This window comes from Indioceanicola profundi, from assembly GCF_003568845.1.
GTDB lineage: Bacteria > Pseudomonadota > Alphaproteobacteria > Azospirillales > Azospirillaceae > Indioceanicola > Indioceanicola profundi.
Genome location: NZ_CP030128.1, coordinates 193,728 through 207,822, shown reverse-complemented (window position 1 = coordinate 207,822; position 14,095 = coordinate 193,728). Strand labels below are relative to the sequence as shown.

General features: G+C 64.2%; 12 protein-coding genes and 1 pseudogene. 10 read left to right on the top strand and 3 right to left on the bottom strand.

What is annotated here, in order from left to right; all coding sequences use genetic code 11:
• Nucleotides 1–197 precede the first annotated feature (197 nt).
• The 6 genes from DOL89_RS22220 to DOL89_RS22195 are packed head-to-tail and all read left to right on the top strand — an operon-like array spanning nucleotide 198 to nucleotide 5,266.
• Complete coding sequence (locus tag DOL89_RS22220; RefSeq protein WP_162937800.1) at nucleotides 198–1,022, top strand: extracellular solute-binding protein; 825 nt, start codon at nucleotides 198–200, stop codon at nucleotides 1,020–1,022.
• 8 nt (nucleotides 1,023–1,030) lie between these two features.
• Nucleotides 1,031–1,840, top strand: a complete 810-nt coding sequence (locus DOL89_RS22215) for a molybdate ABC transporter substrate-binding protein (protein WP_119681556.1) — start codon at nucleotides 1,031–1,033, stop codon at nucleotides 1,838–1,840.
• Nucleotides 1,841–1,864: 24 nt separating this feature from the next.
• Nucleotides 1,865–2,362 carry a tRNA (N6-threonylcarbamoyladenosine(37)-N6)-methyltransferase TrmO gene (gene tsaA / locus DOL89_RS22210; protein WP_225890085.1) on the top strand — a complete coding sequence of 166 codons (498 nt, stop codon included), beginning with the start codon at nucleotides 1,865–1,867 and terminating at the stop codon, nucleotides 2,360–2,362.
• 47 nt (nucleotides 2,363–2,409) lie between these two features.
• Complete coding sequence (locus DOL89_RS22205) at nucleotides 2,410–3,465, top strand: iron ABC transporter substrate-binding protein (RefSeq protein WP_119681555.1); 1,056 nt, start codon at nucleotides 2,410–2,412, stop codon at nucleotides 3,463–3,465.
• Complete coding sequence (locus DOL89_RS22200) at nucleotides 3,462–4,499, top strand: FecCD family ABC transporter permease (RefSeq protein WP_119681554.1); 1,038 nt, start codon at nucleotides 3,462–3,464, stop codon at nucleotides 4,497–4,499. The genes DOL89_RS22205 and DOL89_RS22200 overlap by 4 nt, the downstream gene beginning before the upstream one ends.
• Nucleotides 4,496–5,266: an ABC transporter ATP-binding protein gene (locus DOL89_RS22195; protein ID WP_119681553.1), complete on the top strand. Its 771-nt coding sequence runs from the start codon at nucleotides 4,496–4,498 to the stop codon at nucleotides 5,264–5,266. Before DOL89_RS22200 ends, DOL89_RS22195 begins: the two co-directional genes overlap by 4 nt.
• On the opposite strand, the gene DOL89_RS22190 is transcribed toward DOL89_RS22195, so the two are convergent.
• On the bottom strand, nucleotides 5,260–5,478 hold the full coding sequence (locus DOL89_RS22190; RefSeq protein ID WP_119681552.1) for a TOBE domain-containing protein: 219 nt from the start codon (nucleotides 5,476–5,478) through the stop codon (nucleotides 5,260–5,262). The genes DOL89_RS22195 and DOL89_RS22190 overlap by 7 nt on opposite strands.
• A 150-nt stretch (nucleotides 5,479–5,628) precedes the next feature.
• Here DOL89_RS22190 and DOL89_RS26155 point away from each other — a divergent pair.
• The 3 genes and pseudogenes from DOL89_RS26155 to DOL89_RS22175 form a co-directional block, all read left to right on the top strand.
• Nucleotides 5,629–5,889, top strand: a pseudogene (locus DOL89_RS26155) (hypothetical protein); the annotation flags it as partial.
• Nucleotides 5,890–6,155: 266 nt separating this feature from the next.
• A complete protein-coding gene (locus tag DOL89_RS22180) occupies nucleotides 6,156–9,302 on the top strand; it encodes a PAS domain-containing protein (protein ID WP_162937799.1) in 3,147 nt (1,048 codons plus the stop codon).
• 170 nt (nucleotides 9,303–9,472) lie between these two features.
• Nucleotides 9,473–10,504, top strand: a complete 1,032-nt coding sequence (locus DOL89_RS22175; protein WP_119681550.1) for an IS110 family RNA-guided transposase — start codon at nucleotides 9,473–9,475, stop codon at nucleotides 10,502–10,504.
• A gap of 134 nt (nucleotides 10,505–10,638) precedes the next feature.
• Here DOL89_RS22175 and DOL89_RS22170 read toward each other — a convergent pair whose 3' ends face one another.
• The gene (locus tag DOL89_RS22170) at nucleotides 10,639–11,643 is read right to left on the bottom strand and encodes an IS481 family transposase (RefSeq protein ID WP_119681549.1); all 1,005 of its coding nucleotides are present in this window, start codon (nucleotides 11,641–11,643) and stop codon (nucleotides 10,639–10,641) included.
• 923 nt (nucleotides 11,644–12,566) lie between these two features.
• Between DOL89_RS22170 and DOL89_RS22165 the strand changes: the two genes are divergently transcribed.
• Nucleotides 12,567–13,382: an IclR family transcriptional regulator gene (locus tag DOL89_RS22165; RefSeq protein ID WP_119681548.1), complete on the top strand. Its 816-nt coding sequence runs from the start codon at nucleotides 12,567–12,569 to the stop codon at nucleotides 13,380–13,382.
• 8 nt (nucleotides 13,383–13,390) lie between these two features.
• Here the strand turns inward: DOL89_RS22165 and DOL89_RS22160 are convergent.
• A protein-coding gene (locus tag DOL89_RS22160; RefSeq protein ID WP_404813521.1) for an IS5 family transposase occupies nucleotides 13,391–14,091 on the bottom strand; the annotation gives its coding sequence in 2 pieces (ribosomal slippage) (nucleotides 13,391–13,785 and nucleotides 13,785–14,091; 702 coding nt in all).
• Nucleotides 14,092–14,095 lie beyond the last annotated feature (4 nt).

The window sequence follows — 14,095 nt, the reverse complement described above, 5'->3', positions numbered from 1 at the left end:
ATCTGACCGGTCTACACAGCTGAAGCACAATGCGCGCTTCCGTGCCGGCTCGCCACGGTCAAGAAGCCTGCCCCAGTGCACCATGGTCCAGCTGTTCGTCACAGCCTCACTCTTGCAGATTCTACGCAAATAGCGGAACGTTCGCAAAATTCTGCAACTCTGGGCCTCCGCCCGGGTCTGAATAAAGGAGAGGGACGATGACGATCACGCGCAGAATGCTTGGGGCAATGACCATCGCAGCTACCCTGCTGGCGCCGATGAGCGTCGCGGCCCAGCAACCTGCAATTACCGTGGCCTCGACCACATCGACCGAGCAGTCTGGCCTGTTTGGGCATATCCTGCCCATCTTCACCGAGGAGACCGGCATCGAGGTCAAGGTCGTGGCACTGGGGACCGGGCAGGCCCTGGATGTTGGTCGGCGCGGCGACGCCGACGTGGTGTTCGTGCACGACAAGCCGTCGGAGGAGAAGTTCCTGGCCGAGGGGCATGCCGAGGAGCGCCTTGACGTCATGTACAATGACTTCGTGATCGTCGGCCCGAAGGACGACCCGGCCGGTGTCAAAGGCATGAGGGACGCCACAGCCGCCCTGAAGCGCATCGCGGAAGCAAAAGCTCCCTTCGCCTCGCGCGGGGACGACAGCGGCACCCACAAGGCCGAATTGCGGCTCTGGACGCAGGCGGACGTGGACGTGAAGAGCAGCGGCTCCTGGTATCGCTCCACCGGCTCCGGCATGGGGCCGACGCTGAACACGGCCGCCGGCATGGACGCCTATGCCCTCACCGACCGCGGCACCTGGCTCAGCTTCAAGAACCGCCAGGACCTTGCCATTCTTGTTGAAGGGGATGAGCGCCTCTTCAACCAGTATGGCGTCATGGTGGTCAGCCCCGAGAAGCACCCGCATGTGAAGGCCACCGAAGCCAAGCGCTTTGCAGACTGGGTGGTCTCGCCCGAGGGCCAGGCCGCCATTGCCGATTTCAAGATCGGGGGCGAGCAGCTGTTCTTCCCCAACGCCGGGGAATGAGCCCGGACATGCCCCGCCGCCGCCGCCTGATCCTGGCCGCCGCCATGTTTGCCATGCTGCCCGGCATGGCGTCCGCCGCCGATGCCGTGAAGCTGCATGCCGCCGGCAGCCTGAAAAGCGCCCTGACCGAACTTGCTATGGCCTTCACCACCGATACCGGGATCGCCGTCGATCCGGTCTTCGGGCCGTCCGGCCTGCTGCGCGACCGACTGGCCGGCGGCGAGCCAGGACATGTTTTCGCCTCCGCCAACATGGAGCACCCACAGGCCCTGCACGCGGCCGGGCTGACGGGTCCCGTGCGCCCGTTCGCCCGCAACACCTTGTGTGCCCTGGTCGGGCCGGATCTTGCGGATATCGGCAGCGCACAGCTGCTGGATATGATGCTCGCCCCGGACACACGGCTCGGCATCTCCACGCCCAAGGCCGACCCGTCAGGAGACTATGCCCTCGCCCTGTTCGCCAAGGTCGAGGCTGTACGGCCGGGCAGCGCCGCGGCTCTGGACGCCAAGGCGCAGCGCCTGACCGGCGGGCCGGACGCCCCCACCCCATCCGCGGGGCGGAACATCTATGCCCATCTGGTGGAGACGGGAGCGGCCGACATCTTCCTCACCTACTGCACCAACAGCTTGGAAGCCGCTCGGCAGGTGCCGGAATTGCGGTCCATCGCTGTGCCCAACGAAGTGTCCGTCGGGGCCGAATATGGCGTCACCCTTCTGAAGGGCGCGCCGGACGCCGCAGGGCATTTTGTCAATTACCTGCAATCCCCGGAGGGCCGGGCCATATTGCGCGGATATGGCTTCAGCAGCCCGGGGTCCTGACCCGGGCCAGAGGAAGGAACCGCCATGTCCAGCCCGATGGAACTCCGGCCCGGCGAAACCGCCGTCAACGCCCCTGGAGATTTCAATGCCGGGATCTACTTCATCGGCCGCATCCGCACCCCCTGGACGCGGCGCGCGGAGTGCCCGCGCCAGGGCCGGCTGGACGGCCCGGTCTGCCGGATCGAACTGTTCGAGCCCTGGGCGGCAGCCCTGGACGGGCTTGCCGCCTATGAACGGATCGAGGTGCTGTACTGGCTGCACCTGTCGCCGCGCACCATCATCCGGCAGAGCCCGCGCAATGACGGGGTGGCCCAGGGGGCCTTCTCCCTGCGCACGCCGCTCCGGCCCAACCCCATCGGCACGCAGATGGCGGCCCTGGTCGGGATCGACGGGCCGGTGCTTCATGTCCGCGGTCTCGACTGTGTGGACGGCACGCCCTTGCTCGACCTGAAGCCGGACCGCTGCGCCTACACGCCACTGGCAGCGCCGCAGCCGGGCGACAGCCACGCCGGTGACAGCTGACCACCAGCCACGCGGCGGCCATGGCTCCACGCTCTAGAGGTAATGCGATGCGGCAACTGTTTCTCACCCTGGCTGTCCTGGTTGCGGGCATGGCGGGTAGCTCGTCCACAGCAGCAGCTGAGGCCCGGACCCTCACCGATGATGCCGGTCGCACGGTGACCCTGCCGGGCGCGGTGTCCAGGGTGTTCACGGCGGGGCCGCCGGCCGCCATCCTGCTCTACACCCTGGCGCCGGAGATGATGCTTGGCTGGCCGCGGGAAAACCGGATGCTGGAAAAGGCATACATGGCCGAGCCCTATGCCAGCCTTCCGGCCACCGGACGCTTGACCGGGCGCGGCAGCAGCGCCGGCCCCGAGACCATCCTGGCGCTCGGCCCCGACCTGATCCTGGATGTCGGCTCCACCCGCGCCACCTTTGCGGATCTCGCCAGCCGCGTCCAGGCGCAGACCGGCATCCCTTACATCCTGCTCAGCGGCCGTTTCGAGGACATGGCCGGCACCTACCGGTCCCTGGGCAGGATTCTCGGGGTCGAGGCAAGGGCGGAAGCACTGGCCGCCTATACGGATAGCCTGATGGCCGAGATCGACCGCCGCATTGCCGCGCTCCCCGCCTCCGCGCGGCCCCGGGTTTACTATGGCCGCGGTCCCGACGGGCTGGAGACCGGCCTCGCCGGGTCCATCAACACGGAGATCATCGAGCGGGTTGGAGCTGTGAATGTGGCGGCGGGCGGCGGGTCCGGCGGGCTGGCACAGGTGTCGCTGGAACAGGTGCTGGCCTGGAACCCCGACGTGATCATCACCACCGACCCGCATTTCTTCCAACACGCCCGCACCGATCCGCGCTGGTCCGGTGTGGCCGCCGTCCAGGCGGGCCGCGTGCATCTGGCACCGAAGCTGCCCTTCGGCTGGGTGGATTTCCCGCCCGGCGTCAACCGCCTGATCGGCGCCCGCTGGTTGGCTTCCATCCTCTATCCGGACCTCTTCCCCGAGGACATCCGCCCCATCGTCCAGGATTTCTACAAGCGATTCTATCATGTCGAGCTCTCGCCGGAGCAGGCTGACCAACTGCTCAGCGTCGCCGAAGCCGAAGAGGTGGAGCGGTGACCACGGATGCGGCATCGCTCCAAATCCGCGTGCCGGCCTGGCGGCGCTGGAGCCCGCTGCTGGCCGTGCTGCTGCTGGTCCTGATCGCTTTCGGCGTCGGCGCCTATCCGATCTCCCCGGTCGATCTGCTGGCCTCGGTATGGGCGCGGCTCACCAGTGCCAGCAGCGGATTGGCTCCGGCGGCGGAAACGGTGATCTGGCAGGTCCGGCTGCCGCGCGTAGCCGCCGCTTTGATGGTCGGGGCGGCGCTGGCCACCGCCGGGGCGGCCTATCAGGCCATGTTCCGGAACCCCCTGGTCAGCCCCGACCTGCTGGGTGTCTCCGCCGGCGCCAGCCTGGGGGCCATCCTGGGCATCGTGCTGTCCCTGCCGCTCGTCCTGATCCAGGGCTTCGCCTTTGCCGGCGGCCTGGTCGCGGTTGGCGTGGTCTACGCCGTCGGGGCTGCCGTCCGGGGCCATGACCCGGTGCTGCTGCTGGTGCTGGCGGGCATCGCCGTGGGCGCCCTGCTGAGCGCCGCCATCTCCATGCTGAAGGTGCTGGCCGACCCGTATGACCAGCTGCCCGCGATTACCTACTGGCTGCTGGGCAGCTTGGCGTCCACCACGCCATTGGACGCCTGGTCGATCGCTCCGGCCCTCCTGCTGGGACTTGTGCCGCTGTGGCTGCTGCGCTGGCGCATGAACCTGCTGACGCTTGGCGAGGAGGAGGCCCGGGCGCTCGGGGTCGAGACCGGTCGCCTCAGGCTGCTCTACGTGGCGGCGGCAACGCTGGTAACGGCGGCCAGCGTCTCCATTGCCGGGGCGGTTGGCTGGGTGGGGCTGCTGGTGCCGCATGTGGCCCGCATGCTGGTGGGACCGGATTTCACCCGGCTGCTGCCGGCCGCGGCCCTGACCGGGGCGGGCTTCCTGCTCGCGGTGGACACGCTGGCCCGCACAATGGCCGCCGTGGAGGTGCCGCTCGGCATCCTGACCGCCTGCCTCGGCGCCCCCTTCTTCCTCTGGCTGATGGCCTCGGGGCGCAGGGGCTGGCTATGAGGCTGGAGCTACGGGATCTCGCCTATGGCTATCCGGGGCGCACCCTCGGAGAGAGGGTCTCCCTTACGCTTGGCTCCGGCGAGCTGCTCTGCCTGCTGGGTCCGAACGGGAGCGGGAAGACCACTTTGTTCAAGACCCTGCTGGGCCTTCTGCCGCCGCGGGCCGGTCGCGTGCTCCTGGGCGGGGCCGACCTGTCCAGCCTGACGCGGGCGGAGGTGGCCCGGCGCATCGCCTATGTGCCGCAATCCCATACGGCCTATTTCCCGTATTCCGTGGCCGAGGTGGTGTTGATGGGCCGTACGGCCCATCTCGGGCCCTTCGCCAGCCCGGGCAGCATCGATCACGCCGTTGCCGGGAGGGCGCTCTCGGCCATGGGCATCGCCCACCTCGCCAACCGTGCCTACACCCAACTTTCCGGCGGGGAGCGGCAGCTGGCGCTGATCGCCCGCGCCCTGGCCCAGGCCGCCCCCATTCTGGTCATGGACGAACCCACCTCCAGCCTGGATTTCGGCAATCAGGTCCGTGTGCTGGAACGCATACGGGCCCTGAAGCGGGAAGGACAGGCCATCATCCTCTCCACCCACGACCCGGCGCAGGCCCATGCCTTGGCCGATCGGGTGGCGCTGCTGGAGCAGGGCGGGATCATGGCCCTGGGACCGCCGCAAGAGGTGGCCACCGCTCAGACTCTGGCCCGGCTGTACGGCGTCAGCGTCGCGGTGGAACGGCTCGCCAACGCCGATCTTGTGGCCGTGGTGCCGCGCTACTGAGCGTGATCCACGCCCACCATGACGTCGGACGCCTTGATCACGGCGTAGGCGTCTTTGCCGACCTCGAGTCCGAGAGTGTCCACCGAGCCGTTGGTGATCGCCGCGGTGACGATCGTGCCGTTGCCGACATCAATCCGGACATGGGCCGTGGTGACGCCCTTCTCGATCCCGACCACCTTGCCCTTCAGGGCATTCCTCGCGCTGATCCGCATGTGTCTTGCCTCCTTTGTTGTCCCCTCTCAACAGGCCAAGGCACGTGCCGTTCTGTTCTCATCGTGTGAATCGGTGTGGGGCCTTGTGCCGATCGGCGCGACTAAGTTTTTGATTCAACAAGGAACTGATGGGTCAAACTTAGGTTCGGAAATACAGCCGAGAACAGTCATCAGCCAACCCGACGACGGGACCGCACCATGAAGAAGTTCAAATCACCAGGGCAGGCCCAACGGTTCCTGTCCGTTCACGACCAGGTTACGAACCTCTTCCGCCGCCCTGCTGATCTCTCCCATACCGGTCATCGCCGACACAGGGCCCAGGCCTTCCAGGCCTGGGCCCTGTGTCGGCGCGGCCTTCGCCATCTGAGAGAATGCACCAGCCCTCTTTGCGACCGACGGCCGGCAAGTTGACGACATTGTCGTGCTTGTCATGCCAGCGCTATACCGGCAAGCCACCAAGCCCATCGAGTTGATGGTGTCATCAGGATACCGCCTGAGCAGCTTGGTGGACATGGTCCCATTGCCTACCTCCTTGTCCGACCGACATGTCGTTAGGGCCAGTTTAACGAATGATGCCTCACACAGCCTGATCCACCAAAAGCGACCTGTCGAAGGACTCGATATCAATGTCGTCCTCGAGCCTACTGCCTCCGGCGGATTTGACACATCAGATCGTCATGTCCAACCCGGCGGCCCAGTTCGCTGTGGATGCCAATGGGCGGTTCCAGTTCCTCAATCCAGCCTGGGCCACCATCACTGGCTTTGATCCTGCCGAGTGCCTCGGCCGTTCCTGCCGGGAGTTCGTCCATCCGGATGATCAGGTTCGGCTAAGCAAGAGGCTCCTCGGCCTGATCTCAGGGCAGGTTACTTCTACGACTGGCGAATACCGTGCCCAGTGTCGGAATGGCAGTTACCGCTGGGTTGAAGTCCAGACCCAAGCATTGACGTCGCCGGACGGACACGTCGTCCAGCTATTCGGGACAGTCACGGATCTCAGCAAACGGAAGCGGGCCGAGGATCTCAGCCAAGGTGAACAGGCCGTTCTGGAAGCGATGGCCAATGGGGCCACGCAGCAGATCCTGCTCAATCAGATATGCCTACTCTATGAAGACCTTATTGCGGGCAGTCGCTGTTCCATCCTGTTGCTGGATGAGAGCGGCCTGCGTCTACGAAGCGGAGCCGGTCCCAGCCTACCGCCGGCCTATAATGAAGCTGTTGATGGCGTCGCCATCGGCCCGGATGCTGGATCGTGTGGGACTGCTGCCCACACTGGGGAGCCGGTGATCGTCACCGACATCGGCACGGATCACCGCTGGAGCAGATTCCGTTCCCTCGCCTTGTCGCACGGCCTTCGGGCCTGCTGGTCCTTCCCGGTTATGGTGGACGGCACGGTCTACGGCACCTTCGCCATTTACCATCCCATTCCCCATGCCCCCGACGAATGGGAACTGGAGTTGGCTCACCGGCTCTCCCGGCTGGCTGCCATTGTGGCCAGGAAGGCTCAGGGGGAGGCAGCACTACAGCGAAGCATCCAACGGCACGACTTGGCCATACAAGGGGCCAGCGTTGGTCTGTGGGAAATGGACTTCCAGCGGGCCTCGATGTTCACCTCCCCCCTGTACCGGACCATGGTCGGTCTGGACCAGGAAGATGAGGCCAGCATCACCTGGGCCTACCCTGAGGAAAGTCTTCCGGCCTACCTTCTGGAGCGGATGCATCCCGAGGACCGGGACAGAACGACTGCCGTGATGCGTCGGCACCTGGATGGTTTCGGTCACTATAATGCTCAGTACCGCCTGCTTCAGCCGGATGGGCAGTATCGCTGGTTCCATGCCAAGGGACAGGCGATCTGGGACGAGAAGGGACAGCCGGTCCTGATGGCCGGCTCTCTCTATGACATCACTGACCAGATGATGGCCATGGAGCGGCTCCGTCTCAGTGAGCAGCGGTTCCGTGACTTCGCTGAAACGGCGTCGGACTGGTTCTGGGAGAGTGATGCTGATCACCGCCTCTCCTTCATCTCAGAGCGAGGCCTCGAGCGGTTCGGGCTCAGCCCGGCAGACATTTTGGGACGGCTCCCTACGGAGATCGTGGAGGAGGACACCACGGCACCGAGGTGGGCTAAGCATGCCGAAGATCTCCGCCTGCACCGGCCGATCCGAAACTTTGAGTTCGGCTTCCGGACCGCAGATGGCGACATCCGCCATTTCCGGATCAACGGAAAGCCGATGTTCTCCAAGGACGGCTTGTTCTTGGGCCACCGTGGTACAGGTACGGACATTACAGCCGAGAGGCAGACGCTGGCTGCTCTCATGGATCGCGAACAGCAGCTATCAGACGCTCAGCGGATCGCCAAGCTCGGAAACTGGCGATGGCAGGTCGGTACCACAGAGGTGGTGTGGTCGGACGAAGTCTTTCGGATTTTCGGCTTCGACCGAGATACCTTCCAACCCACCATCGACAATTGGCATGCCCGGATCGTTCCTGAAGATCGGGACCGCATGATTGAGGCTCTCAACCGCTGTGTGAGCGAACAAAGCACATTCGAGACCGAATACCGCTTCTGCCTTCCCCATGGCGAAGAACGGATCATGTGGGCCGAAAGCCGTTGCGAGCTTTCAGAATCAGGGGAGGTCACCCATATCTTTGGCATCTGTCAGGACGTGACCGACCGCGTACGGCAGCAGCAAGCCTTGGAACGCCGGGAGCGGGAACTCCTGAAGGCTCAGCAGATCGCCGGCATGGGTCATTGGCGACTGCTCGTGGACACCGGCAGACTGGAATGGTCCACCGGCACTCACGACCTCATGGGATCGCAACCGGGCTACTCCCCCACTATCGACGAGTACATGGCCCGCGTCCATTATGAGGACCGGGACGGCCTTGCCGAGCATTTGAGGCGGACTATAACGGACCGGCAACCAGGACAACGGGAGTTTAGAATCCGCACTCTGACCGGTGAGGAGCGGGTTCACTGGGTTGACGGCGAACTTGAGTTCGACAGCACAGGCGGCGTCACCGCTGTCTTTGGCATTGTCCAGGACGTGACAGAGCAACGCCGGATGCAGGAAAGGCTCAAGATTGCCAAGGAGGAAGCCGAGGCCGCGAACCGGGCCAAGACGATCTTCCTCACCAGCATGAGCCACGAACTCCGGACGCCGCTGAACGCCATCATCGGTTTTAGCGACCTGATATCCCATGAGGCCCTTGGCCCTGTCGGGCAGGTCCAGTATCGCGAATACGCCGAAGACATCCACGCCAGCGGCCGCCACCTGCTGAGCCTGATCAATGATGTGCTAGATGCAGCCCGAATTGACGCGGGCCAGATCGCCCTGCAGGAAGAGCTTGTTGAAACAGAGCGGCTCACCGGCGAAGTGATCAGGTTGCTTCAGCAGCAAGCTGAATCAGCCGGGTTGACGGTCGCACTGACCCTGCCGTCCCCGGCTCCGGTGATCCGGGCTGATCATCGTCGTCTCCGACAGGTCCTGTTGAACCTGTTGGGCAATGCCATCAAGTTCACCCCGCCGGGAGGCACCATCAGCATCATCGTGGAGGTGAAGCCGGCGACGGTGGACATCACGGTCATCGATACCGGCATCGGCATCCCGCCGGATCGGATCCCGAACCTTGGACAGCCTTTTGTCCAGATCGCCGACAACGTGCTGGCCCGACAACACCAGGGTTCCGGGATGAGCCTCCATATCAGCCGTGTGCTGGTTGAACTGCATGGCGGCAGCCTCAAGCTTGAGAGCAAGCCTGGAGCGGGTACGCAGGTCACGGTCTCACTACCAATTGACCGCATTATGAACATTAAGGCTCATTGAATTTCAGAGTGCACTGTCATATGTGGACCACCGCTGCGGCGCAACGGCACCGTTAGATGCCGTAATGGGCTTGGGCCAAAGGATGGCGTGCTGGGTGGCTGTCCCCCAGAGTGATGGTGTGAGGAACGGGGCCCGAGCGGGTCGGCCCCGAGCATCATCGGAGAGCAGCCATGGAGCAGTATGCCGGGATCGACGTGTCGTTGGAACTGAGCAGCGTGTGCGTGGTGGACGCCAAGGGCCGGGTGGTGCGCGAGGCCAAGGTGGCCAGCGAGCCCGGTGCGCTGGTGACTTTCCTGCGGAGCCTGTGCCCGGTGCCGGTGCGGGTCGGGCTGGAGGCCGGTCCCTTGTCGCAGTGGCTGCACGCAGGCCTGGTGGCTGCCGGGTTTGACGCGGTACTGCTGGAGACCCGGCACGTCAAGGCGGCACTGTCGGCCATGGTGGTGAAGACGGATCGCAAAGACGCCCGCGGCATCGCCCAGCTGCTGCGCATGGGCTGGTACCGGCCGGTGCACCGCAAGTCCCCTGGCGCGCAGGAACTGCGGGCCCTGCTGGTTGGGCGCAAGCTGCTGCAGGCCAAACTGCGCGACGTGGAGTTTTCCATCCGCGGCCTCCTGCGCGGGTTCGGGCTGAAGGTCGGCGAGGTGAGCAAGGGCCGGTTCGAGAGGCGGGTCCGCGAGCTGGTGGCCGGGCACGAGATGCTGGAAGCGGTGACCGGCTCGATGCTGACGGCGCGGGCCGGATTGCAGACGGAGTTCATGGCGCTGCACCGGCGGGTACTGGCGGCCGTGCGGGCCGATGCGATCTGCCGGCGGCTGATGACGGTGCCCGGTGTTGGCGCGGTGGTGGCTCTCACCTTCACGGCCACCATCGACGATCCCGGCCGGTTCGCCAGGTCACGGGCTGTGGGTGCACATGTGGGCCTGACGCCCAAGCGCTACCAGTCGGGCGAGACCGACATTGTGGGCGGGGTGAGCAAGGCAGGCGACGCCATGGTGCGCACAGCACTTTATGAGGCGGCCAATGTGCTGCTGAGCCGGACGACCCGGTTCTCCGCCCTGAAGCACTGGGCGGCGGAGGTGGCACGGCGCCGGGGCGTGAAGCGGGCCAAGGTGGCCCTGGCCCGCAAGCTGGCAACCGTGCTGCACCGGATATGGGTTGACGGCAGCGAGTTCCGCTGGGGCAAGGAGGCGGTGGCGGCGTGACGCGGCTGCCACAAAAGGAAGGGTTCAGACGGGGCGCTGGCCCTGTCCCCGGGGATGTCCCGTCGCCGGGACGCGGGAGGCAGTGAGGACGAGAGTAGTGGTGGGAGGGCTGCACCTGCGGCCGAGCCCGCGCCCTAGTTGTCCGGTGGCGACACGTCCTTGGCGGTGTACACCGTGAGCTGGGCGGCAAGCTTGGTTTTCGTGAGGTCGCACGGACTGGACGGCCGATAGGCCGGGTTGGCCAGATTGGGTTTGTCGGCGAGGCGCTCATGGACGACGTCGTTGGGGGAGCGGCCGGTGAGGACACGCTGTCGGCGGGCGTTGTAGCCGAGCCTGTAGCCGCTCAGCAGGCGCTCCAGGGCATCATGGGTGCCGATGCACATGACCAGCACCTTCCGCCCGATGCGGCCGTTGAAGCGTTCGACCATGCCGTTGGTCTGCGGCCTGTAGGGCTTGGTCGTGCGGTGCTGCACGTCCAGCGCCCGGCAGGCGGCCTCGAAGCCGTCGGCGGTGAAGCAGCTGCCGCGGTCGGTCAAGACGTGGGTGACCCGGAAGGGAAAGGCGGCCACGGCTTCTCTGAGGAAGGCGGTGGCGCAGGCTTCGGTTTCCTCGTCCTTGACCGCCAGGTGGACCATGCGCGAGGCGCGGTCGATGGCGACATAGAGATAGCGTTTGCGGGCCCCGGAGCCGATCACGTGCAGTTTGGGCAGGTGCTTGATGTCGATGTGCACGAAGCCGCGGTCGTACTCCTTGAACTGTTTGGTGCCCTTCTTGGGCGCCGTGACCGTTGGGGCCGGCAGCTGGCCCAGGCCTTCAGCTTTCAGGATGCGGTAGATGGAGTCACGGTTGAGGTGGGGCAGGAAGTGGCGCAGCGTAAAGGTGAGGTCGTCCAGAGCAAAGCCGGTGCTCCGGCGCAGCTCGCAGACGATGGCCCGTTCTTCGTCCGAGGCTCTCCAGCGCAGATGTTTGGGCCGCGAGGTATGGTCTTGGACGTCATCCGGACCGCGCTTGCGCCACTTGCGGATGGTTTCGGTGCTGACGCCGTAGCGCTTGGCCAGCACACCCGAGGGCTCCGCGGAGGCGGCAATGGCGGCGCGCACGGCCGGCGTGGTGCGGGCGTTGGGGTGGATCTGGAACATGGCGGCCCCCTTCCGGCTGGCACCCAAGGGCTCCCCGGCGCCGCCACGAGGGATGATGCCCGCCGCGGTCGGCCCCTCAACCCTGGCCCTAGCGGGCCACCGCCACAGGCGGCTTCGGGGTTGACCGGCCGTCGCGCGGCGGGCGCTTGGGGCTCGTCATGGCGACGACAGAGGGCACCGCGCCGCGACCCGCCTCACGACCGGGCCGCAGCCAGACGCCCTTTGATCCAGCAGCTGTAGTCCTGAATGGCCCAACACACCGGATCCCAACAACGCTCCGCCATCACACAACTAAGGTGGGGGATCTGGGTCCATCCTCAAGCTTCGCAACAGATCCACCTTTGCTGCATTGCCAAAAGCCGAGTTGATTCCCATCTTGAGACATAGCGCTCGAGTAAGCTGCAATGCCCATGCCATGGAGTTAAGATGTTCGAACAGTTGGTTGACTCGATTCCTCTTATCGTCATAAGTGCAATAGTCGAGACCAACATAAGCTTAGCTCGTCGTATTGACTTGTCGGCGCAGAACTTAAAGCAGAATCCGCGCAATCTGAAAACTTCCCGCCCTACCGGGTCAATCGGTGGCGCAGAATGGCAATGCTTGGAATAACATCTTAACATTACGTGCTTACTCTGGAACTCATATCTGGCCTGTATCGATGAGGCACGATTTCCGCCATAGCCGACCGATATACCGGCACAGGCATCTCACATGCGACCCGGCAGAAGTAGCAGGTCCTGCCGCACTGAAAGCTATGAAGTCGGCCGCCGTCACCGTAAGGTTCGCTTGGGCTTCTTGCTCCGGTGAAAACCAGCTCTGGTCGGCAGTTGTCTTAGACCTACGGCAGTCTAGGTCAACGCATTGAGCGCATCAAAAGAGATGCATATTAGCGCACCGGCTACGAAAACAAGGAATTGCTCTAGATGGTGGAAGCAAGTGAAATATTGAATAGCGAACCGGAAAACGACTTTAATCCGGTTCGTCGCGCCGCGGCTGATCGGACGCTGTCAGTTCTTGAACTGATTGCCTCCGCGAACGAAGCCGTTCCCGTCAAGGCAATCGGCACTCGTCTTGGCCTGCCGAAGCCAACAGCGCACCGTCTGGTCAATAACTTGCTGGAAAAAAAATTCCTTGCCCGCACTGCTGGAACTCGGGACGTTACTATCGGTCCTGAAGCCACAAAGCTCGGAATGAAAATTCTGCGTTCATCCCTGCTGCTTGCCCCGCGGCGTGCCGCTCTTCGCCAGATCAGTGCTGAAATTGGTGAAACGTGCAATATAGGCGTACTAGACGGCGATGCAGCAATTTACGTCGATCGTGTCGAGGTAGAACACTCCCCCTTGCGCCTCCAGTTTGGAGTGGGCTCGCGAGTTCCGTTGCACTGTTCTGCCCTTGGGAAGCTTTTCCTGGCATACCTGCCCGACAGCAAACGGATGCGCACGATCCAGCAGCTAAGCTTTACTCGCTACACAGGATATACGTTACTTGACGAGAATGCATTAACACCCGAGCTTCAGCGCATTCGTGCGAATGGCTACGCAATCGACGATGAGGAATTTATTGCAGGAGTATTCTGTGTTGCGGTGCCTGTTCCAGCGGTAACCGGCAGATCGATGGTAGCAATTGCTGCGCAGGGCCCTAAAGCTAGATTATCACACAATCGCCTTCCTGAAGTACTACAGTGCTTACAACGAGGGGCAGAGCTCTTCGCAGTATTGCTTAAAACCACGACCAGCTGAACTCTAGGTCACCGGCTCATTTTGACGGCGGCGAGGAAGTTTGTGGCGTGCTTTTCGTATCGGGTATCGACGGCGCGATCGTGTTTGAGCTTTGAAAAGAAGCGCTCAACGAGGTTGCGCTGGCGATAGAGCCATGGGCTGAAGGCGAGCGTTCGCTTGCGGCCCTTCATCGGCTTAACGTCGGCGAAGGCCCCGCGGTCGCTAAGGCTCTGGCGGAGACGATCGCTGTCGTAGGTTCGGTCGGCGAGCAGGATTTGACCGTCGCCCAGCCCCTCCAGCATATCGGCGGCGCTGACGCCGTCGTGAGCCTGGCCCTCGGTGAGTTTCAGCGCCACCGGCAGTCCGTTGGCGTCGACGAGCGCGTGGATCTTGGTCGTCAGTCCGCCTCGCGAGCGCCCCATGCACTGGGTTCGAGCGTCGTTTCGAGCGGCGGCCGGCGTGGCGTGCGGCCCCCCTTTTTTACGTTCCCACCATGTTGGTGGACCCGGATCGAAGACGAGTCGATCATCTGCAGGTCGCCGTCATAGGCCTTGGACACCGCCTCGAAGACGCGGTCCCACACCCCGATCTTCACCCAGCGGCGGAAGCGGTTGGCGCAGGTCGTTGCCGGACCATAGCGCTCGGGGATACCGGCCCAGGGCGAGCCTGTCCTGAGCGTACGCCTCCGGTGAGGGTCGCCTGTTTGGGTGTGGGGTGATGTGAGAGTCATAGGG

What these genes read in the sequence shown, in the direction of transcription:
- DOL89_RS22220 (WP_162937800.1), top strand. Translation starts at nt 198, where the DNA reads ATGACGATCACGCGCAGAATGCTTGGGGCAATGACCATCGCAGCTACC.
- DOL89_RS22215 (WP_119681556.1), top strand. Translation starts at nt 1,031, where the DNA reads ATGCCCCGCCGCCGCCGCCTGATCCTGGCCGCCGCCATGTTTGCCATG.
- tsaA (WP_225890085.1), top strand. Translation starts at nt 1,865, where the DNA reads ATGTCCAGCCCGATGGAACTCCGGCCCGGCGAAACCGCCGTCAACGCC.
- DOL89_RS22205 (WP_119681555.1), top strand. Translation starts at nt 2,410, where the DNA reads ATGCGGCAACTGTTTCTCACCCTGGCTGTCCTGGTTGCGGGCATGGCG.
- DOL89_RS22195 (WP_119681553.1), top strand. Translation starts at nt 4,496, where the DNA reads ATGAGGCTGGAGCTACGGGATCTCGCCTATGGCTATCCGGGGCGCACC.
- DOL89_RS22190 (WP_119681552.1), bottom strand. Translation starts at nt 5,478, where the DNA reads ATGCGGATCAGCGCGAGGAATGCCCTGAAGGGCAAGGTGGTCGGGATC.
- DOL89_RS22180 (WP_162937799.1), top strand. Translation starts at nt 6,156, where the DNA reads ATGTCCAACCCGGCGGCCCAGTTCGCTGTGGATGCCAATGGGCGGTTC.
- DOL89_RS22175 (WP_119681550.1), top strand. Translation starts at nt 9,473, where the DNA reads ATGGAGCAGTATGCCGGGATCGACGTGTCGTTGGAACTGAGCAGCGTG.
- DOL89_RS22170 (WP_119681549.1), bottom strand. Translation starts at nt 11,643, where the DNA reads ATGTTCCAGATCCACCCCAACGCCCGCACCACGCCGGCCGTGCGCGCC.
- DOL89_RS22165 (WP_119681548.1), top strand. Translation starts at nt 12,567, where the DNA reads ATGGTGGAAGCAAGTGAAATATTGAATAGCGAACCGGAAAACGACTTT.